20 protein-coding genes are annotated in these 23,993 nt (G+C 70.1%); 12 read left to right on the forward strand and 8 right to left on the reverse strand.

Annotated elements, in window-relative coordinates:
* Positions 1 to 18: 18 nt before the first annotated feature.
* Entirely contained in the window at positions 19 to 1,302 is a 1,284-nt protein-coding gene (locus OG331_RS23385) for a hypothetical protein (RefSeq protein ID WP_406210228.1), read from the reverse strand.
* Between the two features lie 372 nt (positions 1,303 to 1,674).
* Here OG331_RS23385 and OG331_RS23390 point away from each other — a divergent pair, with 372 nt between their 5' ends.
* The 6 genes from OG331_RS23390 to OG331_RS23415 all read left to right on the forward strand — a co-directional run bounded on the left by OG331_RS23390 (position 1,675) and on the right by OG331_RS23415 (position 10,120).
* A complete protein-coding gene (locus OG331_RS23390) occupies positions 1,675 to 4,314 on the forward strand; it encodes a bifunctional SulP family inorganic anion transporter/carbonic anhydrase (RefSeq protein WP_406199327.1) in 2,640 nt (879 codons plus the stop codon).
* 393 nt (positions 4,315 to 4,707) lie between these two features.
* Entirely contained in the window at positions 4,708 to 6,666 is a 1,959-nt protein-coding gene (acs, locus tag OG331_RS23395) for an acetate--CoA ligase (protein WP_406199330.1), read from the forward strand.
* 186 nt (positions 6,667 to 6,852) lie between these two features.
* The gene (gene nhaA / locus OG331_RS23400) at positions 6,853 to 8,292 is read left to right on the forward strand and encodes a Na+/H+ antiporter NhaA (protein ID WP_406199332.1); all 1,440 of its coding nucleotides are present in this window, start codon (positions 6,853 to 6,855) and stop codon (positions 8,290 to 8,292) included.
* Positions 8,293 to 8,371: 79 nt separating this feature from the next.
* On the forward strand, positions 8,372 to 8,875 hold the full coding sequence (locus OG331_RS23405) for a phage holin family protein (RefSeq protein WP_406199334.1): 504 nt from the start codon (positions 8,372 to 8,374) through the stop codon (positions 8,873 to 8,875).
* The gene (locus OG331_RS23410; protein WP_365062969.1) at positions 8,872 to 9,810 is read left to right on the forward strand and encodes an alpha/beta hydrolase; all 939 of its coding nucleotides are present in this window, start codon (positions 8,872 to 8,874) and stop codon (positions 9,808 to 9,810) included. The genes OG331_RS23405 and OG331_RS23410 overlap by 4 nt, the downstream gene beginning before the upstream one ends.
* Before the next feature lie 127 nt (positions 9,811 to 9,937).
* Positions 9,938 to 10,120: a hypothetical protein gene (locus tag OG331_RS23415; RefSeq protein WP_369272531.1), complete on the forward strand. Its 183-nt coding sequence runs from the start codon at positions 9,938 to 9,940 to the stop codon at positions 10,118 to 10,120.
* Between the two features lie 36 nt (positions 10,121 to 10,156).
* On the opposite strand, the gene OG331_RS23420 is transcribed toward OG331_RS23415, so the two are convergent.
* From OG331_RS23420 to nth, 3 genes are all read right to left on the reverse strand, one after another.
* Positions 10,157 to 11,356 carry a MarP family serine protease gene (locus tag OG331_RS23420; RefSeq protein ID WP_328880229.1) on the reverse strand — a complete coding sequence of 400 codons (1,200 nt, stop codon included), beginning with the start codon at positions 11,354 to 11,356 and terminating at the stop codon, positions 10,157 to 10,159.
* A 13-nt stretch (positions 11,357 to 11,369) separates the two neighbouring features.
* Positions 11,370 to 12,065, reverse strand: a complete 696-nt coding sequence (locus OG331_RS23425; protein ID WP_406199338.1) for an NUDIX hydrolase — start codon at positions 12,063 to 12,065, stop codon at positions 11,370 to 11,372.
* A 289-nt stretch (positions 12,066 to 12,354) separates the two neighbouring features.
* A complete protein-coding gene (gene nth, locus OG331_RS23430; RefSeq protein ID WP_406199340.1) occupies positions 12,355 to 13,476 on the reverse strand; it encodes an endonuclease III in 1,122 nt (373 codons plus the stop codon).
* 366 nt (positions 13,477 to 13,842) lie between these two features.
* Here nth and OG331_RS23435 point away from each other — a divergent pair, with 366 nt between their 5' ends.
* From OG331_RS23435 to OG331_RS23445, 3 genes are all read left to right on the forward strand, one after another.
* Positions 13,843 to 14,517: a Crp/Fnr family transcriptional regulator gene (locus tag OG331_RS23435; protein ID WP_030046018.1), complete on the forward strand. Its 675-nt coding sequence runs from the start codon at positions 13,843 to 13,845 to the stop codon at positions 14,515 to 14,517.
* 141 nt (positions 14,518 to 14,658) lie between these two features.
* Complete coding sequence (locus OG331_RS23440; RefSeq protein WP_406199342.1) at positions 14,659 to 15,525, forward strand: NUDIX hydrolase; 867 nt, start codon at positions 14,659 to 14,661, stop codon at positions 15,523 to 15,525.
* A 76-nt stretch (positions 15,526 to 15,601) separates the two neighbouring features.
* Positions 15,602 to 16,432, forward strand: a complete 831-nt coding sequence (locus OG331_RS23445) for an MBL fold metallo-hydrolase (protein ID WP_406199345.1) — start codon at positions 15,602 to 15,604, stop codon at positions 16,430 to 16,432.
* Positions 16,433 to 16,474: 42 nt separating this feature from the next.
* On the opposite strand, the gene OG331_RS23450 is transcribed toward OG331_RS23445, so the two are convergent.
* The 3 genes from OG331_RS23450 to OG331_RS23460 all read right to left on the reverse strand — a co-directional run bounded on the left by OG331_RS23450 (position 16,475) and on the right by OG331_RS23460 (position 18,066).
* The gene (locus OG331_RS23450) at positions 16,475 to 17,296 is read right to left on the reverse strand and encodes a nucleotidyltransferase (protein WP_406199347.1); all 822 of its coding nucleotides are present in this window, start codon (positions 17,294 to 17,296) and stop codon (positions 16,475 to 16,477) included.
* Positions 17,297 to 17,440: 144 nt separating this feature from the next.
* The gene (locus OG331_RS23455) at positions 17,441 to 17,908 is read right to left on the reverse strand and encodes a RidA family protein (RefSeq protein ID WP_362383859.1); all 468 of its coding nucleotides are present in this window, start codon (positions 17,906 to 17,908) and stop codon (positions 17,441 to 17,443) included.
* Positions 17,905 to 18,066 (reverse strand): DUF4177 domain-containing protein, encoded by a 162-nt coding sequence (locus tag OG331_RS23460; RefSeq protein WP_003975360.1) that lies wholly within the window; start codon positions 18,064 to 18,066, stop codon positions 17,905 to 17,907. Before OG331_RS23460 ends, OG331_RS23455 begins: the two co-directional genes overlap by 4 nt.
* Positions 18,067 to 18,172: 106 nt before the next feature.
* On the opposite strand from OG331_RS23460, the gene OG331_RS23465 reads away from it, so the two are divergent.
* Together OG331_RS23465 and OG331_RS23470 are read left to right on the forward strand one after the other, a co-directional pair.
* Positions 18,173 to 19,150 (forward strand): ArsA family ATPase, encoded by a 978-nt coding sequence (locus OG331_RS23465; RefSeq protein ID WP_406199350.1) that lies wholly within the window; start codon positions 18,173 to 18,175, stop codon positions 19,148 to 19,150.
* A 136-nt stretch (positions 19,151 to 19,286) separates the two neighbouring features.
* Positions 19,287 to 20,759, forward strand: coding sequence for an ArsA family ATPase (locus tag OG331_RS23470; protein WP_406199353.1), 1,473 nt, complete (start codon positions 19,287 to 19,289; stop codon positions 20,757 to 20,759).
* A gap of 46 nt (positions 20,760 to 20,805) precedes the next feature.
* Here OG331_RS23470 and wblA read toward each other — a convergent pair whose 3' ends face one another.
* Positions 20,806 to 21,144 (reverse strand): transcriptional regulator WblA, encoded by a 339-nt coding sequence (gene wblA, locus OG331_RS23475; RefSeq protein WP_328880237.1) that lies wholly within the window; start codon positions 21,142 to 21,144, stop codon positions 20,806 to 20,808.
* A gap of 467 nt (positions 21,145 to 21,611) precedes the next feature.
* On the opposite strand from wblA, the gene OG331_RS23480 reads away from it, so the two are divergent.
* Positions 21,612 to 23,888, forward strand: a complete 2,277-nt coding sequence (locus OG331_RS23480; protein ID WP_406199355.1) for a transglycosylase domain-containing protein — start codon at positions 21,612 to 21,614, stop codon at positions 23,886 to 23,888.
* Positions 23,889 to 23,993: the final 105 nt, after the last annotated feature.

The following is a 23,993-nucleotide window of genomic DNA, read 5'->3' on the forward strand; positions in this document are numbered from 1 at the left end:
CTGACGTACCGCCCTGATCTATTCCTTGGCCCGTTCCCTCACCGCCGGCGCCCCGGGCACCCCCTTCGGGGCCGGGGCCGGGCGCCCCGACAGGAAGGACGCCCAGCCCTCCTTCGGGGCCTCACCGACCCCAAGGGTGCGCAGCTTCTTCAACGTCGCCGGGTCCTGGGCGTCCAGCCAGTCGGCGAGCTGGCGGAAGGACACACAGCGCACGTCGGGTTTGTTGCACACGGCCTCGACGACGTCCTCGACGGCGCGCATGTAGGTGCCGCCGTTCCAGGATTCGAAGTGGTTGCCGATGATCAGGGGCGCGCGGTTGCCGTCGTACGCCCGGTGGAAGCCCTTGAGCAGGCCGTCCCGCATCTGATCGCCCCAGAAGTCGTGCTTGGCGGGGTCGCCCTGGGTGTCGGTGCCCGACTGGTTGACCATGAAGTTGTAGTCCATGGTGAGCTGCTCGTAGGAGTGCCCGGGGAAGGGCACGAGCTGCAGCGACAGGTCCCACAGGCCCTCCTTCTTCGTGGGCCAGAGCTGGGTGTTGACGCCGCTGGAGTCATAGCGGAAGCCGAGATCCCGCGCGGCCTTCACGAAGTTCTTCTGACCTTCCAGACAGGGCGTGCGGGCGCCGATGAGCTCCTTGTCGTAGTCGAAGGGCAGCGGGGTCGTCTTCGCCATTCCGGCGTTGGTCTTCCAGGACTTCACGAACTTCTTCGCCTGGGTGATCTCGTCCTTCCATTCCTCCACCGACCATTCGCCGACCCCACCGTCGCTGCCGCAGAAATGGCCGTTGAAGTGAGTGCCGATCTCGTTGCCTTCGAGCCACGCGAGGCGCAGTTGCTTCACGGTGTCGGCGATGCCCTCCTCGTCGTTGAAGCCGATGTCGGAGCGGCCCGGGGAGTGCTGGGGCGGCCGGTACAGGTCGCGTTTGTGGTTCGGCAGCATGTACACGCCGCTGAGGAAGTACGTCATCGTCGCGTTGTTCGCCTTGGAGACCGCACGGAAGTGGGAGAACAGCTTCTGGCTGTCCTCGCCGGCGCCGTCCCAGGAGAACACCACGAACTGCGGCGGCTTCTGACCGGGCTTCAGCCGCTCCGGTCTGGGCAGATGCGGCTGCGCTCCGGTGTACGCGGTGGACCCGTCGCCGATCAGGCGGACGACGTTCTGCGGCGCGGGTGCCGCCGGCTTGACCTTGGGCGGTCCGGGCACGCCCTGCCCGGCATCGGTGCCGGTCGAGCAACCGGCGAGCGAAGCAGCACAGACGGCCGCGATCGCGGTGCCCGCGGTGATCCTGTGCGTCGCAACGATCCTGTGCGCCGCGGAGGCCCTGTGTGACGCGGCAATTCCGCGGGGGGCGGCGTTGTGGCGGGTGGCGGCCATGCTCCGTCCACCTTCTTCCTTCTCTCGGGTGCCGACAGCGCCGTCAAGATCGCATGGGGCCGAGAAGGAATTAGTACGACAAGCCGACTAATCGGCCACTTCACCCTTCAGGGGGATTTATTAGTCCATTTGCTCGGAAAAACTATTCCGGTACTTTACTCTGCATTACGATCCGTTTACCGACTGTTAATGCATCCCGCCGCTGCATGCCGTGACCACACGGCCGCGACCCGACCCCTCGCCCGAAAGCGGGGGACCACCAGATCCGCGACCGCGCTGCCCCGGAGGAGACGGGAAAACATGTCAGCCTTCGTCCCCACCCGCACCGACGAACCCAGCCGAGAGAAGCACCTCCACGAACCCCACAGCCCGCCCCCGACCCGGCCCCGCCACCGCATCGCGGGCGCCGACGTGTCGGCCTCGATCGCGGTCTTCCTGATCGCCCTCCCCCTGTCCCTGGGCATCGCCCTCGCCACGGGCGCGCCCCTGCAGGCCGGCCTCGTCGCCGCCGCCGTCGGCGGGATCGTCGTCGGCTATCTCGGGGGCACTCCGCTCCAGGTCAGCGGCCCCGCGGCCGGTCTCACGGTGGTCACCGCCGAGCTCATCCAGAGATACGGATGGCGTACGACCTGCGCCATCACCGTCCTCGCCGGACTCGCCCAACTCGGCCTCGGCTTCGTGCGGGTGGCACGCTCCGCACTCGCCGTGAGCCCCGCCATCGTGCACGGCATGCTCGCCGGCATCGGCGTCACCATCGCCGTGGCCCAGCTGCACATCGTCCTCGGCGGCATCCCGCACAGCTCGGTCCTCGACAACATGCGGGAGCTGCCGGCCCAGTTGGCCGGTGTGCATGCCGCCGCCCTGTCGGTGAGCGCGCTGACCCTCGCCCTGCTGTTGGCCTGGCCCCGGATTCCCGGCCGCGTTGGCGGGCTGCTGCGCAAGGTGCCGGCCCCGCTCGTCGCCGTCGCCGGAGCCAGCACAGCCGCGTCGTTCGCAGGGCTCAGCCTGCCCAAGGTCGACCTGCCGTCCTGGAGCAGCCATGCCCTGGCCGGGCTTCCCGAGGGCCCGGTCCTCGGCCTGGTCGCCGCCGTGCTGACCATCACGCTGGTGTGCAGCGTGCAGTCACTCCTCGGTGCGGTCGCCGTGGACAAGCTGGTCGCCACGCGGCCGGAGCTGTCCGCCCGCGTCGGGCGCTCCGACCTGGACCGTGAGCTGCTCGGTCAGGGCGCCGCGAATGTCGTCTCCGGCGTGCTCGGCGGGCTGCCCGTAGCCGGAGTGGCCGTGCGCAGTTCCGCGAATGTGCAAGCCGGTGCCGTCAGCCGGAACTCCACGATGCTGCATGGCGTTCTCGTAGTAGTCGCCGCGCTGCTGATGGTCCCGATCCTGGAGCTCATCCCGCTCGCCTCGCTCGCCGCCCTGGTGATGGCCGTCGGCATCCAGATGGTGTCCCTGCACCACATCCGCACGGTGACCCGCCACCGAGAGGTGCTGGTGTACGCCACCACCACACTCGGCGTGGTGTTCTTCGGCGTCCTGGAGGGCGTCACGCTGGGGATCGCCATGGCCGTCGCCGTCGCCATGCACCGCCTCACCCGCACCCGCATCACGCACGACGAGAAGGAAGGAGTCCATCACGTACACGTAAGAGGCCAGTTGACGTTCCTCGCAGTGCCACGGCTCAGCCGGGCCCTGCATCTCGTACCCCAAGGCGCCCGAGCCGTAGTGGAGTTGGACGGTTCGTTCATGGACCACGCGGCGTACGAGTCATTGCAGGACTGGCAGAACACGCACACCGCCCACGGCGGCTCCGTCGAGCTGATCGGCCGCAGATCCGGGGTCCGGATCGGTGAGCCGACAGGACCGGTCGGTCTCCATCTCGACGGGACGGGCACGGCCGAGTCGGCCGACTGCCGGTGCCACCCCTGGACAGCCTGGCGCAACCACCAGTGCGAGATCCCGGATTCCGTCACATCCCGCGTCGGACAGGCCGGGGAAGCGCAGGCGGCCGGGGCCAACGACAGCGACGAGGCAGGCGCGCCCGGCAAGACCGGAGCCTCTGGCACCACAGGAGCCGCCGGCAACACCGGCGCCTCGGACGACAGCCGCGAACTCGACACGGTCGGCGGTGCCGGCACGTCCGACGGAACCGAAAGCCCCACCGGATCCGGCCGACCCGACGAGAGCGGGGTCGACGGGGCCGACAGGGTCGGCGCGGGTAGCGAGACCCGCGGGGTGACCGGCGGCACCGACGGGAGCCGGCCGAGTGGCCGACAACTGGCCCGTGGCATCAGCGCGTTCCAGCGCAACACCGCGCCCCTGGTGCGGGGCGAGCTGGCGCGGCTGGCGCGGGAGGGGCAGCAGCCATCCCAGCTGTTCCTCACCTGCGCGGACTCACGGCTGGTCACGTCGATGATCACCTCCAGTGGTCCCGGCGACCTGTTCGTGGTGCGCAACGTCGGCAACCTCGTTCCGCTGCCCGGCCAGGAGAGCGGCGACGACTCGGTGGCGGCCGCGATCGAGTACGCGGTGGACGTGCTGGAGGTGCGGTCCGTCACGGTGTGCGGGCACTCCGGGTGCGGGGCGATGCAGACGCTGCTCAACTCCGAGCCGGACGGCCCGCAGACCCCGCTCAGGAGATGGCTGCGGCATGGGCTGCCGAGCCTGGTGCGGATGTCCGACGAGGACCGACCGTGGGCCAGACTCGCCGGGCGAGCCCCGGCTGATGCGGTTGAGCAGCTGTGCCTGACCAACGTGGTCCAACAGCTGGAGCATCTGCGAGCGCACGAGTCGGTGGCCCGGGCTCTGCGGGAGGGGGCGCTGGAGCTGCACGGGATGTACTTCCACGTGGGCGAGGCGCAGGCGTATCTGCTCGCCGAGGAGGGTGAGGAGAGTACGGACGACGTGTTCGACCATGTGGGAGTGGCGGATCTGTCGGCGTGATGCGGGGAGGTGTGCGCGGCCTCGCTCGGCGCGGGGCCGCGCTTCACATGGGTCGTGCGTGGGCCCGCGCTTCAAGTGAGCCGCACTTCACCTGGGGGGATCCATTTCCGAGCCGGGCGGGGCCCCGAACCCCCTTTCCCGCCGGGCCGGCGTTTCGCCTGGACCAGGCTGGAATGTGAAAGGGATTACAGAGCTGAACCGCGTCCGTCCGGCGTCCGTGGGAACGGATGACCCCGGCGCGTTCACCCTGGCGCCCGAAAGCCCTCCGGCCGTCCTCGGACCCCGCCCGCCGACAGGTCTAAACCAATTTTCCGTCGACCCTTGTCATCGGGCCCCCGGGTCTGATGAGCTGTGGCCTGGGACACAACGGACACCCTGGGAAAGGGAGATGTCGTGAGCAACGAAAGCCTGGCCAACCTGCTCAAGGAAGAACGCAGGTTCGCACCCCCCGCCGACCTGGCCGCAGGTGCCAACGTCACAGCGGAGGCGTATGAACAGGCCAAGGCTGACAGGCTCGGCTTCTGGGCCGAGCAGGCCCGTCGGCTGACCTGGGCCAAGGAGCCTACCGAGACGCTGGACTGGTCGAACCCGCCGTTCGCGAAGTGGTTCAAGGACGGCGAGCTGAACGTCGCGTACAACTGCGTGGACCGGCATGTCGAGGCCGGACACGGCGACCGGGTCGCCATCCACTTCGAGGGCGAGCCCGGCGACAGCCGCGCGATCACCTACGCCGAGCTCAAGGACGAGGTCTCCAAGGCCGCCAACGCCCTGCTGGAGCTGGGCGTTCAGAAGGGCGACCGGGTCGCGGTCTATATGCCGATGATCCCCGAGACGGCGGTCGCGATGCTGGCCTGCGCGCGTATCGGCGCCGCGCACTCCGTCGTCTTCGGCGGCTTCTCGGCGGACGCGCTCGCCACCCGTATCCAGGACGCGGACGCCAAGGTCGTCATCACCTCCGACGGCGGTTACCGGCGCGGCAAGCCGTCCGCGCTCAAGCCGGCCGTGGACGACGCGGTCGCGCGCGTGGAGAACGTCGAGCATGTGCTCGTCGTCCGGCGCACCGGCCAGGAGGTCGCCTGGGACGACAGTCGCGACGTGTGGTGGCACGAGATCGTCGAGCGGCAGAGCGCCGAGCACACGCCTGAGGCGTTCGAGGCGGAGCACCCGCTGTTCATCCTGTACACGTCCGGGACGACGGGTAAGCCGAAGGGCATCCTGCACACCTCCGGCGGCTACCTCACCCAGACCGCGTACACCCACCACGCCGTCTTCGACCTCAAGCCGGAGACGGATGTCTACTGGTGCACCGCCGACGTCGGCTGGGTGACCGGGCACTCGTACATCGTGTACGGGCCGCTGGCGAACGGCGCGACGCAGGTCATGTACGAGGGCACGCCGGACACGCCGCACCAGGGCCGGTTCTGGGAGATCGTGCAGAAGTACGGGGTGACGATCCTGTACACGGCGCCGACCGCGATCCGTACGTTCATGAAGTGGGGCGACGACATCCCCGCGAAGTTCGACCTCGGCAGCCTCCGGGTGCTCGGGTCCGTCGGTGAGCCGATCAACCCCGAGGCGTGGATCTGGTACCGCAAGAACATCGGCGGCGACCTCACCCCGATCGTGGACACGTGGTGGCAGACCGAGACCGGCGCGATGATGATCTCGCCGCTGCCGGGTGTCACGGAGACCAAGCCCGGTTCCGCGCAGACGCCGCTGCCCGGCATCGCCGCGACCGTCGTCGACGACGAGGCGAACGAGGTGCCCAACGGCGGTGGCGGCTATCTGGTCCTGACCGAGCCGTGGCCGTCGATGCTGCGCACCATCTGGGGCGACGACCAGCGGTTCCTCGACACGTACTGGTCGCGCTTCGAGGGCAAGTACTTCGCCGGTGACGGGGCGAAGAAGGACGACGACGGGGACATCTGGCTCCTCGGGCGCGTCGACGACGTCATGCTCGTGTCGGGCCACAACATCTCCACCACGGAGGTCGAGTCCGCGCTGGTCTCCCACCCCTCCGTCGCCGAGGCGGCCGTCGTCGGCGCGGCCGACGAGACCACCGGACAGGCCATCGTCGCCTTCGTGATCCTGCGCGGGTCGGCGAACGCCGAGGACGAGGGCCTGGTCAACGAGTTGCGCAACCACGTCGGTACCACCCTCGGACCGATCGCCAAGCCGAAGCGGATCCTGCCGGTGGCCGAGCTGCCGAAGACCCGCTCCGGCAAGATCATGCGCCGGCTGCTGCGGGACGTCGCCGAGAACCGCCAGCTCGGTGATGTCACCACGCTGACCGACTCGACCGTCATGGACCTCATCCAGGCGAAGCTCCCGGCGGCGCCGAGCGAGGACTGAGCACGACCGCGAAGGGCACCCGGCGTCAAGCGCGCCGGGTGCCCTTCGTGTACGTACGGTGGAACTCGACGGATGCACCCCGGCGCACCCTTAGGTAAACTAACCAAAAAGAGCCTCACCCTCAGGTGCGCCGGGAAGTCTGGTCGGCATGTGTTCTGTCCTGCCCACCGACCGGAGGTCTTCCTCGTGGCCGCGTCCCGCACCACCGCTCCCGCCCGCAAGGTCTTCGCGCGGCTGTCCCTGCCCGAGCGGAATTTCGTCGCCGACGCGCTGCGCACGGAGACCGTCGGCGGTGTGCTCCTGCTCGTCGCCGCGATCGCCGCGCTGGTCTGGGCAAACGTTCCCGCACTGCACGACAGCTACGAGACGGTCGGCCACTTCCACATCGGTCCCGAGGCCCTCGGGCTGAACCTGTCCATCGAGCACTGGGCCGCCGACGGACTCCTGGCGATCTTCTTCTTCGTCGCCGGTATCGAGCTCAAGCGTGAGCTGGTCGCCGGTGATCTCCGAGACCCCAAGGCGGCCGTACTGCCGGTCGTCGCCGCGCTGTGCGGGATGGCGGTGCCCGCGCTGGTCTACACGCTGACCAATGTCAGCGGGGGCGGCTCGCCGGCGGGCTGGGCCGTCCCGACCGCCACGGACATCGCCTTCGCGCTGGCCGTGCTCGCCGTCATCGGCACCTCCCTGCCGAGCGCCCTGCGCGCCTTCCTGCTCACCCTCGCGGTCGTCGACGACCTCTTCGCGATCCTGATCATCGCGATCTTCTTCACAGACCAGATCGACTTCGCCGCGCTCGGCGGCGCCGCCGTCGGGCTGGGCGTGTTCTGGCTGCTGCTGAGGAAGGGCGTACGCGGGTGGTACGTGTACGTTCCGCTCGCCCTCGTCATCTGGGCGCTGATGTACAACAGCGGCGTCCACGCCACCATCGCGGGCGTGGCGATGGGCCTGATGCTGCGCTGCACCCGGCGCGAGGGCGAGGAGCACTCCCCCGGCGAGCACATCGAGCACCTGGTACGCCCCCTGTCGGCGGGCCTGGCCGTGCCGCTGTTCGCGCTGTTCAGCGCCGGCGTGGCCGTCTCCGGCGGTGCGCTCGGCGATGTGTTCGTCCGGCCGGAGACACTGGGCGTGGTCCTCGGGCTCGTCGTCGGCAAGATGATCGGGATCTTCGGCGGCACCTGGCTGACGGCACGTTTCACCAAGGCTTCGCTCAGCGACGACCTGGAGTGGGCGGACGTGTTCGCCGTGGCGACCCTCGCCGGCATCGGCTTCACCGTCTCGCTGCTCATCGGGGAGCTCGCCTTCGGGGGCGACGCCACGCTGACCGACGAGGTCAAGGCCGCCGTGCTGATGGGCTCCCTCATCGCGGCGGTTCTGGCGACGGTGCTGCTGAAGATCCGGAACGCCAAGTACCGCGCGATGGTCGAAGCCGAGGAGCGCGACGAGGACGAGAGCGGCATTCCGGACATCTATGAAGAGGACACTCCGGAGTACCACCTGCGGATGGCCGCCATCCACGATCGCAAGGCCGCCGAGCACCGTCGTATCGCCGAGGAGCAGGTCGCCGCACGCCACGCGCTTGCCGAAGTGGCGGGCGGGGCAGGCGAGGAGGAGCAGCGTCGGGCATGATCTGACGGGACGGCACAAAAGACGGAACCGCACCCAGTCAGGCAGAAGACGGAACCGTGACTACGAGGGAGACCCCGCGATGAGCGCACCCGACGGCAGCCCGGTCGGCACCGAACGCAGCATCGGCCAGCTGTTCGCCTCGGCGACGACCGAGATGTCGGCGCTGGTGCACGACGAGATCGCACTGGCGAAAGCGCAGCTCAAGCAGGACGTCAAGCGCGGCGCGACGAGCGGCGGCGCGTTCACGGTGGCCGCCGCGGTGCTGGTGTTCTCGCTGCCGATGCTGAACTTCGCCCTCGCGTACGGCATTCGGACCTGGAGCGACTGGAACCTCGCGATCTGCTTCCTGCTGTCCTTCGCGGCGAACGTCCTCATCGCCCTCGTCCTCGCACTGATCGGGGTCGTGTTCGCGAAGAAGGCCAAGAAGAGCCAGGGTCCGCAGAAGGTCGCCGCCTCGGTGAAGGAGACGGCGGGCGTCCTGCAGAAGGCCAAGCCGCATCCGCGTCCGGCCCCGGCGACGACACCGGAGCTGGAGGACCGGGCGCCCGCCGCCATCGAGGCTGTGGCACGCTCGTCGTCATGACGGATCCCGCCACCCCCTCGGCGCAACCTGCCTCGGTCGTACGACCCGATGGTCCCTGGACACACAGGGACGTGGCCGCCAATGGTGCGCGCTTCCACATCGCCGAGATGGGCGACGGCCCGCTGGTGCTGCTCCTGCACGGCTTCCCGCAGTTCTGGTGGACCTGGCGGCACCAACTCGTCGCCCTCGCCGATGCAGGCTTCCGGGCGGTGGCGATGGACCTCAGGGGCGTCGGCGGCAGCGACCGCACCCCGCGCGGTTACGACCCGGCCAACCTCGCCCTCGACATCACCGGCGTCGTCCGCTCGCTCGGTGAGCCCGACGCCGCGCTGGTCGGACACGACCTCGGCGGATACCTGGCGTGGACGGCGGCCGTGATGCGCCCCAAGCTCGTACGGAGGCTCGCGGTCGCGTCCATGCCGCACCCGCGGCGCTGGCGTTCGGCGATGCTCTCGGACGTCAAGCAGACGAGTGCGAGTTCCTACATCTGGGGGTTCCAGCGGCCCTGGGTTCCCGAGCGGCAGCTGACCGCCGACGACGGGGCGCTGGTCGCGCGGCTGGTCCGGGACTGGTCGGGCCCGCGTCTGCCGGACGACGAGGCGGTGGAGACGTACCGCCGCGCGATGTGCATCCCGTCGACCGCGCACTGCTCCATCGAGCCGTACCGCTGGATGGTGCGCTCGCTGGCCCGCCCCGACGGCATCCAGTTCAACCGGCGCATGAAGCGGCCGGTGCGCGTCCCGACGCTGCATCTGCACGGCTCGCTCGACCCCGTGATGCGCACGCGCAGCGCGGCCGGCTCCGGCGAGTACGTCGAAGCGCCGTACCGGTGGCGGCTGTTCGACGGGCTCGGGCACTTCCCGCACGAGGAAGACCCGGTCGCTTTCTCCACCGAACTGATCAACTGGCTGAAAGATCCCGAACCCGATCGGTGACCGCTCCGATGCGCCCGGTATCCGGATCTGAACAGGTGTACTACGAACAGCCAATTGCCTGGCGCATAGGCCAATTGGGGGCCCTGGGGGCGGTTATCGACCATCGGGCAGGGGCAGACGTCGGGGTATGGGCTGGACGCACGACTACAGTGACGCAGCACGCAATCGCCGCTCGGCCAGTGGGCTGAGCTCCCACCAACGAGGCACCGCCCCGCAGATGCCGGGCTCGGACCTCCGGGTGGGCATTCCGCGCATTCTGCGCCGCCGGGCCCGCTGGGTCTCGGTGCGGCTGCGCCACCCGCGCACCTGACACCGGCGGCGCCCAGCAGCCCTTCGGCACCCGGGCCTACAGCGCGCAGCTGTCGCTGTCCACCTGCTGGTTGGCGGTACGCCCCTTGACGATGTCCTCCTGGATCTCGTCCGCGGTGAGCGCGTAACCGGTCTCGGCGTCGTCGAGGGACTTGGCGAAGACCACGCCGTACACCTTGCCCTCGGGCGTGAGCAGCGGGCCGCCCGAGTTGCCCTGACGCACCGTCGCGTACAGCGAGTAGACGTCACGGCGCACGGTGCCGCGGTGGTAGATGTCCGGGCCGTTGGCCGGCAGGCGTCCGCGCACCCGCGCGGCACGCACGTCGTACGCCCCGTTCTCCGGGAAGCCCGCGATGATCGCGCTGTCGCCGCTCTCGGCGTCGGTGGCCGTGAACTGCAGCGCGGGCGCGGCCATGTCGGGCACGTCGAGTACGGCGATGTCGCGCTCCCAGTCATAGAGGACGACGGTGGCGTCGTACTTCCTGCCCTCGCCGCCTATCTGGACGGTGGGTTCGTCGACGCCGCCGACGACGTGCGCGTTGGTCATGACGCGGCGGTCGGCGAAGACGAAGCCGGTGCCCTCCAGCACCTTGCCGCAACTCGTCGCCGTGCCCATGACCTTGACGATGGAGCGCTGGGCGCGGGCGGCCACCGGGCTGCCCGCAAGGGCCGGGTCGGGCGGCTTGACCTCGTTGATCGGCTCGTTCGAGAACGGGCTGAAGACCTGTGGGAAGCCGTTCTGCGCGAGGACCGTGGAGAAGTCCGCGAACCAGGTGTCCGCCTGGTCGGGCAGGGCCTGTGAGACGCCGAGCAGCACCTTGGAGCTGCGGACCTCCTTGCCGAGCGTCGGCAGGGTGGTCCCGGCGAGGGCGGAGCCGATGAGCCAGGCCACCAGCAGCATCGCGACGACGTTGACGAGGGCGCCGCCCGTCGCGTCCAGGGCGCGGGCCGGGGACCAGGTGATGTACCGGCGCAGCTTGTTGCCGAGGTGGGTGGTCAGGGCCTGGCCGACGGAGGCGCAGACGATGACCACAACAACCGCGACGACGGCGGCGGTCGTGCTCACCTCGGCGTTGTCGGTCAACGCGTCCCAGATGACCGGGAGGAGGTACACGGCCACGAGACCGCCGCCGAGGAAGCCGATCACCGACAGGATGCCGACGACGAAGCCCTGGCGGTAGCCCACGATCGCGAACCACACGGCGGCGACCAGCAACAGGATGTCCAGCACATTCACGGAGGCCACCCTGTCATGACCGCCAGTCGAGCGGGACCTGCTTGCTTCTGTCCCAGGGCTGCTCCCAGCCCGAGTAGTGCAGCAGACGGTCGATGATGCCGGCCGTGAAGCCCCAGACCAGGGCCGATTCGACCAGAAATGCCGGACCTCGGTGCCCGCTGGGGTGGACGGTCGTGGCGCGGTTGTCCGGGTCCGTGAGATCCGCCACGGGGACGGTGAAGACGCGGGCCGTCTCGTTCGGATCGACGACATCGACCGGGCTCGGCTCGCGCCACCAGCCCAGCACGGGCGTCACGACGAAGCCGCTCACCGGGATGTACAGCTTGGGCAGCGCACCGAAGAGCTGGACGCCGCCGGGATCGAGACCGGTCTCCTCCTCGGCCTCGCGCAGAGCGGCTCGCAGCGGCCCGTCGGCCTGCGGGTCGCCGTCCTCGGGATCGAGGGCGCCGCCCGGGAAGGAGGGCTGTCCGGCGTGGGAGCGCAGTGAGCTGGCGCGCTCCATCAGCAGCAGCTCGGGCCCGCGCTCGCCCTCGCCGAAGAGGATCAGTACGGCCGACTGGCGCCCCGCGCCGTCCTCCGGCGGCAGGAAGCGGCTCAGCTGCACCGGCTCGACCGTCTCCACCACCCGCACCACCGGGGCCAGCCAGGCCGGCAGCCCTTCGTTGCTGAGCACCACCGGACCGCCCTGTGTATCGCTCGCCCGCGTCATCGCCACCCCCCTCGTCCTGCCCAGTCCAACGCCCGACCGCGCCTAGATCGTTCCGTCCGGCCCACACGCCCGCCCGCCGAACGGCATCCCGTCCGCCCGGAGGTGGCCGTACGACCACACGCCCGCCGGCGCTCGAACGGTTCCGGGCGGGCCGTACGCATGCATGCCGAGCGTCGGCCGGTCCGTTCCGAGCCTGCGGTACGACCACCCGCCGGCCACCGGCCGGACCGTCCCGCCCCCGCCGCGCGACCGTGCACCGGTGCCCCGGCAGCCCGTCTGCCCGGCCGCGTCATCCGGCCCCCAGCGGCGGGGCCGGCTTGCCGCCCGCGTCGAGGTAGGACTGCGGGGGCTTGAGGCGCTGGCCGGGGAAGCCGCCCTTCTCGTACTTGAGGAGCTTCTTCGCCTTCTCCGGGTCGGTCTCGCCCTCGCCGTAGGCCGGGCAGAGCGGCGCGATGGGGCAGGCGCCGCACGCGGGCTTGCGGGCGTGGCAGATGCGGCGGCCGTGCCAGATCACGTGGTGCGAGAGGTCCGTCCAGTCGCTCTTGGGGAACAGCGCGGCGATCTCGGCCTCGATCTTGTCGGGGTCCGTCTGTTCGGTCCACTGCCAGCGCCGCACCAGCCGCTGGAAGTGCGTGTCCACGGTGATGCCGGGGCGGCCGAAGGCGTTGCCGAGGACGACGAAGGCCGTCTTGCGGCCGACGCCGGGCAGCTTGACCAGGTCCTCGAGCCGGCCCGGGACCTCGCCGCCGTGGTTCTCCACCAGCGCCTTCGACAGGCCCATGACCGACTTGGTCTTCGCCCGGAAGAAACCGCACGGACGGAGGATCTCCTCGACCTCCTCCGGGTTGGCGGCCGACAGATCCTCCGGGGTCGGGTACTTGCCGAAGAGCGCGGGCGTCGTCTGGTTGACGCGCAGGTCAGTGGTCTGGGCGGACAGGACCGTGGCGACCAGGAGCTGGAACGAGTTGTCGAAGTCCAGTTCGGGGTGGGCGTACGGGTAGACGTCGGCGAGCTCGCGGTTGATACGGCGGGCGCGACGGACGAGGGCGGTGCGGGACTCGGCCGTGGGGGGCTTCGGGGTGACGGTCCTTACGGCAGACGCGCCCTTCACCGAGGCGGTGGCCTTCTCGGGGACGATGGCCGGTTTCTTACTGATCGCCCTCTTCGTGCTCGCCCTCGCCGCGGTCGATTTCTTCGCGCCGGCCGCCTTCTTCGCAGGAGCCGTCTTCTTCGCGGGAGCGGCTTTCTTGGCCGGCGTGGCTTTCTTGGTCGCGGTCGACTTCTTCGTGACTGCAGCTTTCTTGGCAGGCGCGGCCTTCTTGCCAGGCGCGGCCTTCTTCGCACCCGTCGGCGCCTTGGCGCCGCCCGACTGCTTCCCGCTCGCACCCTTCTCAGCAGCGTTCGATTTCACCGCCGCTTTCTCGCCACGCGGCACCGTCTCACCCGGCGCCTTTTTCGCCGCTTTTGCCGTTTTCCGTCCGCCACCAGGGTCCTGTTCGCCCACAGCGGAATCCCGACGTACAACCACCCGCCCAGCCCCCTTGGCCTGTGCTCTCACCGGCGATTTGGACACCCGGCCAGCCTAAAGCCCGACACTGACATCCGCCCCGGACCCTGAAGATCGGCCCCCAATTGGACCCCTGCCGCTTACCTCGGGACACCTGTGCGGCATCCTTGTGACAGATCACACTGTTTGGACCGTCCGGCAAAATGGGGAGCACGGTCCCCTGGTACGCGGGGGAGCGATCCCCTGAGCAGGTCGACAAGGAGAGAACTCGTGGACGACCCTCTGCGGCGCAATCCGCTCTTCGCGGCTCTCGACGACGAGCAGTCCGCGGAACTGCGCGCCTCCATGAGTGAGGTGACCCTCGCGCGTGGCGACTCACTGTTCCACGAGGGCGACCCGGGCGATCGGCTCTACGTCGTCACCGAGGGCAAGGTCAAGCTTCACCGGACGTCCCCCGACGGCCGCGAGAACATGCTCGCCGTCGTCGGCCCCGGAGAGCTCATCGGCGAGCTGTCCCTCTTCGACCCGGGCCCGCGCACGGCGACCGCCACCGCGCTGACCGAGGTCAAGCTGCTGGGCCTGGGCCACGGCGACCTCCAGCCCTGGCTGAACGCCCGCCCCGAGGTGGCCACCGCGCTGCTGCGCGCCGTCGCGCGCCGGCTGCGCCGCACCAACGACGCGATGTCGGACCTCGTCTTCTCGGACGTCCCCGGCCGCGTGGCCCGCGCGCTCCTGGACCTCTCGCGCCGCTTCGGCGTGCAGTCCGAGGAGGGCATCCACGTCGTGCACGACCTGACGCAGGAGGAGCTGGCCCAGCTGGTCGGCGCCTCCCGCGAGACGGTGAACAAGGCGCTGGCCGACTTCGCACAGCGCGGCTGGCTCCGGCTGGAGGCCCGCGCGGTGATCCTGCTGGACGTGGAACGACTGGCCAAGCGCTCGCGCTAGGCACACCGAGTCACCGCCAGGTGCACCGAGCCGTACGACGCCGGGGCCCCGTCTCTCCGTGAGGCGGGGCCCCGGCGCGTTCGACTGCCCCCTGACCGGCCACCCCTCGAACATCTGCGCACCAGGAGATAGCCTCCGCCCATGGCAAACGGGCAGTGGTACCCACCGGAGTGGCCGGACCGAATCCGCGCTCTTGCGGAAGGACGCCTCACCCCCGCCGCCCCGAAACGCGCGGCCACCGTCATGCTGCTCAGGGACGCCGACACCGGCCCGGCCGTGCACATGCTGCGCCGCCGAGCGTCCATGGCCTTCGCGGGCGGGGCGTACGCCTACCCGGGCGGCGGCGTCGATCCGCGCGACGAGCAGCAGATCCGCTGGGCGGGCCCCACGCGCGCGTGGTGGGCGCAGCGCCTCGGTGTCGACGAGGCGGCGGCCCAGGCGATCGTCTGCGCGGCCGTGCGGGAGACGTACGAGGAGGCGGGGGTCCTGCTCGCCGGCCCCACCCACGATTCCGTGGTCGGTGACACCACCGGCGAGGCCTGGGAGGCGGACCGTGCCGCCCTGGTGGCCCGTGACGTGTCGTTCGCCGAGTTCCTGGACCGCCGGGGACTGGTGCTGCGTTCGGATCTGCTGGGCGCCTGGACCCGCTGGATCACCCCGGAGTTCGAACCCCGCCGCTACGACACGTGGTTCTTCGTCGCCGCCCTCCCTGAGGGCCAGCGCACCCGCAACGCCTCCACGGAGGCCGACCGCACGGTGTGGATCCGTCCTGCGGAGGCCGCCGCCTCGTACGACAAGGGCGAGCTGCTGATGATGCCGCCCACCATCGCCACGCTGCGCCGGCTGACCCCGTACGACAGCGCCGCTGAGGCTCTCGCCGCCGCTCCCGGCTGCGACCTCACGCCCGTCCTGGCTCAGGCCCGCCTCGAAGACGGCGAGATCGTGCTGTCCTGGCCAGGCCACGACGAGTTCACCAAACACATCCCGACCGGCGGAGCCCCCGCATGACCTTGCCCGAAGTGTCCGCAGCGCCCGCGGTTCCCGACGTTCCCGCCGTGCCGACAGCCCTGGAAGGCCCCCTCGTATGACGGACGCAGCAGCCCTCCCCGGCCAGCCGCGAGGCGGGGTCCTCTCCGGGCCCGCCACCGCCCGCGCCGTCAACGTCCTCGCGCCCAACCCCTCCGCGATGACCCTGGACGGCACCAACACCTGGCTGCTGTCCGAGCCCGACTCGGACCTGGCCGTCGTGGTCGACCCGGGCCCGCTGGACGAGGGACACCTGCGCAACGTCGTCGACACGGCCGAGAAGGCCGGCAAGCGCATCGCCCTGACGCTGCTCACCCACGGCCACCCGGACCACGCCGAGGGCGCCGTACGCTTCGCCGAACTGACCGGCACACACGTGCGTGCCCTCGACCCGGCGCTGCGGCTCGGTGACGAGGGGCTCGGCGCCGGGGACGTGGTCGACATCGGCGGCCTGGAGTTGCGGGTCGTCCCGACGCCCGGCCACACAGCCGACTCGCTCTCCTTCCACCTCCCGGCCGACCGGGCCGTCCTGACCGGCGACACGATCCTGGGGCGCGGCACCACGGTCGTGGCGCACCCCGACGGCCGTCTGGGCGACTACCTGGACACCCTGCGGCGGCTCCGGTCCCTCACGGTCGACGACGGCGTGCACACCGTCCTCCCGGGTCACGGCCCCGTGCTCGACGACGCCCAGGGCGCCGTCGAGTTCTATCTCGCCCACCGCGCGCACCGCCTCGCCCAGGTCGAGACGGCGGTCGAGGACGGCTACGGCACCCCGGCCGAGGTCGTCGCCCACGTGTACGCGGACGTGGACCGGTCCCTGTGGCCCGCGGCCGAGTTGTCGGTACGGGCGCAGCTGGACTATCTGGAGGAGCACGGGCTCATCTGACGGACTCATCCCGCCGAGCCGAGAGCCGCCTCCTGAGCGTCCTCAGTCGGGCCGGGGGGCTTTGACGCCGTGCACGCGCGCGTACTCCTGCGCAAGCCAAGGGCCGAGATCCTCGACGTACGACCGGAGGACGGCCGCGTCGCCGGTCGGCTCCCACCCGAGCAGGGCCGCGGTCCGCATCTGCTCGGCCCGCGCGGGACAGTACGAGCCGAAGGCTTCCGCCATCTCCACCAGATCGCTGGTCCACCCGCCCCAGCGAGGCATGACGAGCGTGAACCCCGTCCGCACCAGTCGCCGCGACATGAACCGGACGAGCCGCCTTCGGGCGTCATCGCTGTCGTCGGCACCGGCGATCCGCGCCCGCCACTTGGGCAGCAGCAGGCCGAGATCACCGTTCGTCTCGCGCGCGAGCAGCGAGTCGGGCCGGTAGCGCGGCAGATACTCGGCGAGATCGTCCCCCAGAAGGGGCGTACACAGGCAGGCGACGAACCACCCGCCGTCGTACCGCTCCAGGTCGCTCAGCAGCTGCCTGCGACTGCACAGCAGCGTCCCCGCCCCGTCGATCTGCGCGAACTCCTTGTCGAGCGCCTCGTCGAGTCCGCGTGCGTCCGTGCGGTCCGCCTCGGTCGGCTCCTCGCGCAGGGCGAGCAGCAGATCCAGGTCGCTGCGCCCCACGCGCGCGGTGCCGCGCGGAATCGACCCGTAGAGGTAGGCGCTGTGCAGCCGCGCCCCGAACACATCCAGCAGGCGGTCGCGCGCGGCGGCGACGACGGGCCGGAAAGCATGGGGAACGCGCCCGAGCGCCCCCTCGCGCGCGATGTACCCCTGGGCGTCGAGCCCGCGTCGGAGGACGGTTTCGGCCATGGGCCCACTGTGCCGTGCCGGGAGGGCGGCGGGCCGCTCATTTACGGTGCCGTTCAGCGATGTTCAACCCCTCCGTGTGGCCGGCACCCGGCGGCGGGCCGCCACGCCGGCCGCACCGCCGAAGGCCTGCGCCAACGCCGTCGGCTACGCCCCGGTCAGCTCCACCTGGACCTCGACCTCGACCGGCGCGTCCAGCGGAAGCACGGCCACGCCGACCGCGCTGCGCGCGTGAACGCCCTTGTCGCCCAGCACCTGGGCGAGCAGTTCGCTCGCGCCGTTGAGAACGCCGGGCTGGCCGGTGAAGTCGGGGGCCGAGGCAACGAAGCCCACGACCTTCACCACGCGCGCGATGCGGTCCAGGTCGCCCGCCACCGACTTCACGGCCGCGAGGGCGTTCAGGGCGCACGTGCGGGCGAGGTCCTTGGCCTCCTCGGCGGTGACCTCCGCGCCCACCTTGCCGGTGACCGGGAGTTTGCCCTCCACCATGGGCAGCTGGCCGGCGGTGTAGACGTACACGCCGGACTGGACGGCCGGCTGGTACGCGGCCAGCGGAGGCACGACCTCCGGGAGCGTCAGGCCCAGCTCGGCAAGCTTCTCCTCGACCGCGCTCATGCCTGCTTCTCCCGCTTCAGGTAGGCCACGAGCTGCTCGGGGTTGTTCGGCCCGGGCACGACCTGGACGAGCTCCCAGCCGTCCTCGCCCCAGGTGTCCAGAATCTGCTTCGTGGCGTGGACGAGCAGCGGCACAGTTGCGTATTCCCACTTGGTCATGTGGCCGACTTTATCCGCTGCCCGGCGAGGGTCATGCGGCCGACCGCGGTCACGTTGTCCACAGGCTGTCGCGTAGCTTGCGCACCGACTGGTTAGGCTCGAAGACGTGAGCAGGCTCCAGGTCGTCAGCGGCAAGGGTGGGACCGGAAAGACCACGGTCGCCGCCGCCCTCGCCCTCGCCCTCGCCACGGAGGGGAAGCGGACGCTTCTCGTCGAGGTCGAGGGCAGGCAGGGCATCGCGCAGCTCTTCGAAACAGAGGCGCTGCCCTACGAGGAGCGGAAGATCGCCGTCGCTCCAGGGGGCGGGGAGGTGTATGCCCTCGCCATAGACCCCGAACTGGCCCTTCTGGACTACCTCCAGATGTTCTACAAAATGGGCGGTGCGGGCCGGGCCCTGAAGAAGCTCGGCGCGATCGACTTCGCCACCACCGTCGCGCCGGGGCTGAGAGACGTACTCCTGACCGGCAAGGCGTGTGAGGCCGTGCGGCGCAAGGACAAGGCCGGGCGGTTCATCTACGACTGTGTCGTCATGGACGCGCCTCCCACCGGGCGCATCACCCGCTTCCTCAACGTCAACGACGAGGTGGCAGGGCTCGCCCGGATAGGGCCGATACACAATCAGGCTCAGGCCGTGATGCGGGTGCTGAAGTCGGCGGAGACGGCCGTGCACCTGGTGACGCTGCTGGAGGAGATGCCCGTCCAGGAGACCGCGGACGGGATCGCCGAGCTGCGGGCGGCACGGCTGCCGGTGGGGCGGATCATCGTGAACATGGTGCGGCCGGAGGTGTTGGACGCCACCGACCTGGAACTCGTACGCAGTGTGCCGCGCGCCACCGTCGCCAAGTCGCTGGCCTCCGCCGGGCTCGGCGGGGCACGGCGCGGCGGGAACGCCGAGCGGCTGGTGGACCCGCTGCTGGGGCAGGCCGACGAGTACGCCGAGCGGTACGCGCTGGAGCAGGAGCAGCGGGCGGTCCTGGACGAGTTGGGGCTGCCGGTGCACGAACTGCCGCTGCTCGCCGAGGGCATGGACCTGGCGGGCCTGTACGAACTCGCGGGCGAGCTGCGGGAACAGGGCCTGTCATGAGTCCGTTCACCAAGCAGGACACGAGTCCGTTCAGCAGGCGGGCCACGAGTCCGTTCAGCAGGCGGGAGCGGCCCGCCGTACGGCGGGACCGGCACGTCGTATGTCAGGAGCGTCAGCGTCGGAAGCAGGGGATGTCATGAGCCGTCCGGAATCCGCCCAGGCGACCGACGCCGCGCGCACCTCTCACCTGTCCCCCACGCGCGTGCTCGACCTCGACCCGCTGCTCGACGACCCGAAGACCCGCATCGTGGTGTGCTGCGGCTCGGGCGGCGTCGGCAAGACCACGACCGCGGCGGCGCTGGGACTGCGGGCCGCCGAGCGCGGGCGCAAGGTGGTCGTCCTCACCATCGACCCGGCCCGCCGACTCGCCCAGTCGATGGGCATCGACTCCCTGGACAACACCCCGCGCCGGGTGAAGGGCGTCGAGGGTGAGGGCGAGCTGCACGCGATGATGCTCGACATGAAGCGCACCTTCGACGAGATCGTCGAGGCGCACGCGGACCCCGAGCGGGCGGGCGCGATCCTGGGCAACCCCTTCTACCAGTCGCTCTCGGCGGGCTTCGCGGGCACGCAGGAGTACATGGCGATGGAGAAGCTCGGGCAGCTGCGCGCCCGGGACGAGTGGGACCTCATCGTCGTCGACACACCGCCGTCCCGCTCGGCGCTGGACTTCCTGGACGCGCCCAAGCGGCTCGGCTCGTTCCTGGACGGCAAGCTGATCCGCGTCCTGCTGGCCCCGGCGAAGGTGGGCGGCCGTGCGGGGATGAAGTTTCTGAACGTCGGCATGTCGATGATGACGGGCGCGCTGGGCAAGCTGCTCGGCGGCCAGCTGCTGAAGGACGTACAGACCTTCGTGGCCGCGATGGACTCCATGTTCGGCGGGTTCCGGACGCGCGCGGACGCGACGTACAAGCTGCTCCAGGCGCCCGGGACGGCGTTCCTGGTGGTGGCCGCGCCGGAGCGGGACGCGCTGCGCGAGGCCGCCTACTTCGTGGAGCGGCTGGCCGCCGAGGACATGCCGCTCGCCGGTCTGGTGCTCAACCGGGTCCACGGCAGCGGCGCCGCCCGGCTGTCGGCCGAGCGGGCGCTCGCCGCCGCGGAAAATCTTGAAGAGCCCGGCATTGTGGATCAGGAGGGCGGGAAAGCTGGACTTCGTAACTCCCCCGACACGTACGACAGTTCAGAATCGGCCGCATCTGAAGCGACCGCATCTGAGGCGACCGCTTCCGAATCGACCGCTTCCGAAGAACCGGCTCCCGAAGAAGGCTCCCCCGCCGCTCCTGAGGCAGGCTCCCCCGCCCCGGACACGGAGCGCACCGCAGCCACGGACGAGCCGCAGCCCGTCGCTCCGCAATCCGCCACCGGGCATGTGGAGCGGTCCGTCGACCAACTCACCGCAGGTCTGCTGAGGCTGCACGCCGAGCGCATGCAGCTGCTCTCCCGTGAGCAGCGCACGCGTGACCGCTTCACCTCGCTGCACCCCGAGGTGGCGGTGGCCGAAGTGGCCGCGCTGCCCGGCGATGTCCATGACCTCGCGGGACTGCGGGACATCGGAAACCGACTCGCGGCCCATCGGCCGGAGCTGCCCGACCCCGCGGCCGGCACCTGAGGGGGTTCCGGGAGGAGGCCCTCCTGGCCCCCTCAGCCCTGACCCCTCAGCTCACCGCCGCGAAGTCCTCGTACACCTGGTCGTCGTCGAGCGGCAGGATGCCCGCGCCCCGCTCGTACTCCGTGCGCGCGGTCTCCAGCAGCCGCCGCCAGGAGGTCACGGTGGGCCGCCTGCGCAGCAGTGCACGGCGCTCCCGCTCGGTCATTCCTCCCCACACGCCGAACTCGACGCGGTTGTCCAGCGCGTCCGCCAGGCACTCCGTGCGCACCGGGCATCCGGTGCACACCGCCTTGGCCCTGTTCTGCGCTGCTCCCTGAACGAACAGTTCATCCGGATCGGTAGTGCGGCAGGCCGCCTGCGCACTCCAGTCGACTACCCAGCCCATACCGGCGCCGTCCTCTCCCGAATCGAGGCTCCCCCACGGCGGCAGCGGCATATTCACCGCCGCCAGTTGAGGACGTTACGGAAGGTGGGCACAGCGCAACACCCCCTTCGGGCCCAATCTTGAATGGCCCGAACGGACTATGCGTAAGCGGCAGATCACCCGGGGGAGTGAGCTGGCGACATGCGTGACTTTCCCGGCAAACCGGGACAGTTCTGTTGAGTCACAACGGACGCCGGATGACACACAAGGCGGATTCGGACACGTCCCCACCAAAAAAAGTGAGGAACCTCCGGAACGATTCGGGGTCGCCGGACGTATTGATACGTGGCCGCGCTGCTGTGACAGTTGACAGCAGCTTAGGCCAACGCCTGCATGCCTGTCCGGCGAATGGGCTGCATCCGCGAGCGTGCTCTGCTCGCGCACGGTCGGCCCTCGGTTCGCTCATCTCTACGGTTTAGGCTGCCCCCATGCCAAAGAAGCGCTCGGGCGGTGGTCTGTCGCCAACGCAACAGGCCGCCAAGTTCCTCGGTGTCAGTGTGCTCGCGGGAGCCGTGCTGGCCGGTATCGCGTTGCCCGCCGTCGGCGCGCTGGGGCTCGCGGCCAAGGGTTCGGTCGAGAGTTTCGACGAGCTCCCGGTCAGTCTCAAGACGCCGCCGCTGAGCCAGCGCACCACGATCCTGGACGCCAAGGGCGACCAGATCGCCTCGGTCTACTCACGCGACCGTACGGTGGTCGACCTCAAGGACATCTCGCCGTACATGCAGAAGGCGATCGTCGCGATCGAGGACGCCCGCTTCTACCAGCATGGCGCGGTCGACCTGAAGGGCGTCCTGCGCGCCCTCAACCGCAACGCGCAGAGCGGCGGCGTCACCGAGGGCGCGTCCACGCTCACCCAGCAGTACGTGAAGAACGTCTTCGTCGAGGAGGCCGGCGACGACGCGACGAAGGTCGCGCAGGCCACCCAGCAGACCCTCGGCCGCAAGATCAAGGAGCTGAAGTACGCGATCCAGGTCGAGGAGGAGCTCGGCAAGAAGAAGATCCTCGAGAACTACCTGAACATCACGTTCTTCGGCCAGCAGGCATACGGCGTCGAGGCCGCGTCCCAGCGCTACTTCTCCAAGTCCGCCAAGGACCTCGAGCTCCAGGATGCGGCCCTGCTCGCGGGCATCGTCCAGTCGCCGAGCCGCTACGACCCGGTCAACGACGAGGCCGAGGCCACCAAGCGGCGCAACATCGTCCTGCAGCGCATGGCCGACGTCGGCGACGTCTCCCAGGCGGATGCCGACAAGGCCAAGGAGGCGCCGCTCGGCCTGAAGGTCAGCAAGCCCAACAACGGCTGCATCACCGCGGTCAAGGGCGCCGGCTTCTTCTGCCAGTACGTCGAGAGGGTCTTCCTCAGCGACCCGGTCTTCGGCAAGAACCGCGAGGCCCGCGCCAAGATCTGGAACCGCGGCGGCCTGACCATCACGACGACCCTCGACCCGCAGGCCCAGGAGTCGGTCCAGGCCTCGCTCAAGGACCACGTCAACCAGGACGACAAGGTCGCCGCCGCGACCACCCTCGTCGAGCCCGGCACCGGCAAGGTCCTCGGCATGGGCCAGTCGAAGCCGTACGGCTACGGCAAGAACGAGACCGAGTACAACTACTCGGTCGACGCGGCCTACGGCGGCTCCAACTTCGGCTTCCCGACCGGTTCGACGTTCAAGCCGTTCGTCGCGGCGGCCGCGCTGGAGGAAGGGCGCCCGCCGACGCAGGAGTACCCGTCGCCGTACGAGATGGAGTACCCGAGCCCGGTCCAGACGTGCGACAGCAAGCCGTGGACCAATCTGAACGGCGAGAAGCTGGAGAACGAAGCCGAGTCCGAGCGCGGCCCCTACCGCCTGAGGAAGGCGATGGAGCTGTCGGTCAACACCTACTTCGTGCAGATGGTCGCCGACATCGGCCTGTGCCCGGTCGTCAACATCACCGACAAGCTGCAGGTCCGGCAGGGCAACGGCGACAAGCTCCCGGAGACCCCCTCGGTCACCCTCGGCTCGATCGGCCTCTCCCCGCTGACGATGGCGAGCGCGTACGCCGCTTTCGCCTCCCGCGGCATGTACTGCACGCCGATCGCCATCGAGTCGATCTCGCAGAAGGTCGGCGGGGAGCAGAAGTCGCTCGAGGTGCCCAAGTCGACGTGCTCGCGGGCGATGTCCGAGCAGACCGCGGACACCATCAACACCCTGCTCCAGGGCGTGGTCGACTCCGGCACCGGCAAGGAGGCCGGTCTCACCAACCGCCAGAGCGCCGGTAAGACGGGTACGACGGACGAGCGCCGCAACGCCTGGTTCGTCGGCTACACGCCGAACCTCTCGGGCGCCGTCTGGGTCGGCAGCGCCACCCAGAAGGTCAAGATGCGCAACATCTACATCGGCGGCCAGTACCACGACCTCGTCTACGGCGGCCGGGTCCCGGGCCCGATCTGGCGGGACGCCATGAACGGCGCCCTCGACGGCAAGCCCGACGAGAACTTCAACACCGTCGACATCCCGGAGGACAAGCCGGACCGCGGCCGGGGTGACGAGGACGAGGACGGCGACGAGAACGGCAACGACGGGAACAACGGCGACAACGTCATCGGCGGCCTGATCGGCGGCGGGAACAACGGCGGCGGTGGCGATACGTTCCCGACGCCGTCCTTCTCGATCCCCGAGGGCTGGTGGCAGGGCCAGTCGAACGGGGGCGGCACCGGAGGGCGTGGCTGACGCGGCCTTGAAAAGGGGACGGCCCCTGTCCTTTCGTTCGTACGAAGGGACAGGGGCCGTCTGTCGTCCGAGGCGGAGCGGTCGGCAGCCACACCGCCTGCCGTG

The organism is Streptomyces sp. NBC_01017 (assembly GCF_045162795.1).
GTDB classification, from domain to species: domain Bacteria; phylum Actinomycetota; class Actinomycetes; order Streptomycetales; family Streptomycetaceae; genus Streptomyces; species Streptomyces machairae.

Bases quoted from the DNA above. Each gene is read 5' to 3' on its own strand.
- OG331_RS23440 (WP_406199342.1), top strand. From the start codon at position 14,659: ATGGCAAACGGGCAGTGGTACCCACCGGAGTGGCCGGACCGAATCCGC.
- OG331_RS23455 (WP_362383859.1), bottom strand. From the start codon at position 17,908: ATGAGCGCGGTCGAGGAGAAGCTTGCCGAGCTGGGCCTGACGCTCCCG.
- OG331_RS23480 (WP_406199355.1), top strand. From the start codon at position 21,612: ATGCCAAAGAAGCGCTCGGGCGGTGGTCTGTCGCCAACGCAACAGGCC.
- OG331_RS23410 (WP_365062969.1), top strand. From the start codon at position 8,872: ATGACGGATCCCGCCACCCCCTCGGCGCAACCTGCCTCGGTCGTACGA.
- OG331_RS23460 (WP_003975360.1), bottom strand. From the start codon at position 18,066: ATGACCAAGTGGGAATACGCAACTGTGCCGCTGCTCGTCCACGCCACG.
- OG331_RS23405 (WP_406199334.1), top strand. From the start codon at position 8,372: ATGAGCGCACCCGACGGCAGCCCGGTCGGCACCGAACGCAGCATCGGC.
- OG331_RS23450 (WP_406199347.1), bottom strand. From the start codon at position 17,296: ATGGCCGAAACCGTCCTCCGACGCGGGCTCGACGCCCAGGGGTACATC.
- OG331_RS23445 (WP_406199345.1), top strand. From the start codon at position 15,602: ATGACGGACGCAGCAGCCCTCCCCGGCCAGCCGCGAGGCGGGGTCCTC.
- OG331_RS23425 (WP_406199338.1), bottom strand. From the start codon at position 12,065: ATGACGCGGGCGAGCGATACACAGGGCGGTCCGGTGGTGCTCAGCAAC.
- OG331_RS23390 (WP_406199327.1), top strand. From the start codon at position 1,675: ATGTCAGCCTTCGTCCCCACCCGCACCGACGAACCCAGCCGAGAGAAG.
- OG331_RS23415 (WP_369272531.1), top strand. From the start codon at position 9,938: ATGGGCTGGACGCACGACTACAGTGACGCAGCACGCAATCGCCGCTCG.
- OG331_RS23470 (WP_406199353.1), top strand. From the start codon at position 19,287: ATGAGCCGTCCGGAATCCGCCCAGGCGACCGACGCCGCGCGCACCTCT.
- wblA (WP_328880237.1), bottom strand. From the start codon at position 21,144: ATGGGCTGGGTAGTCGACTGGAGTGCGCAGGCGGCCTGCCGCACTACC.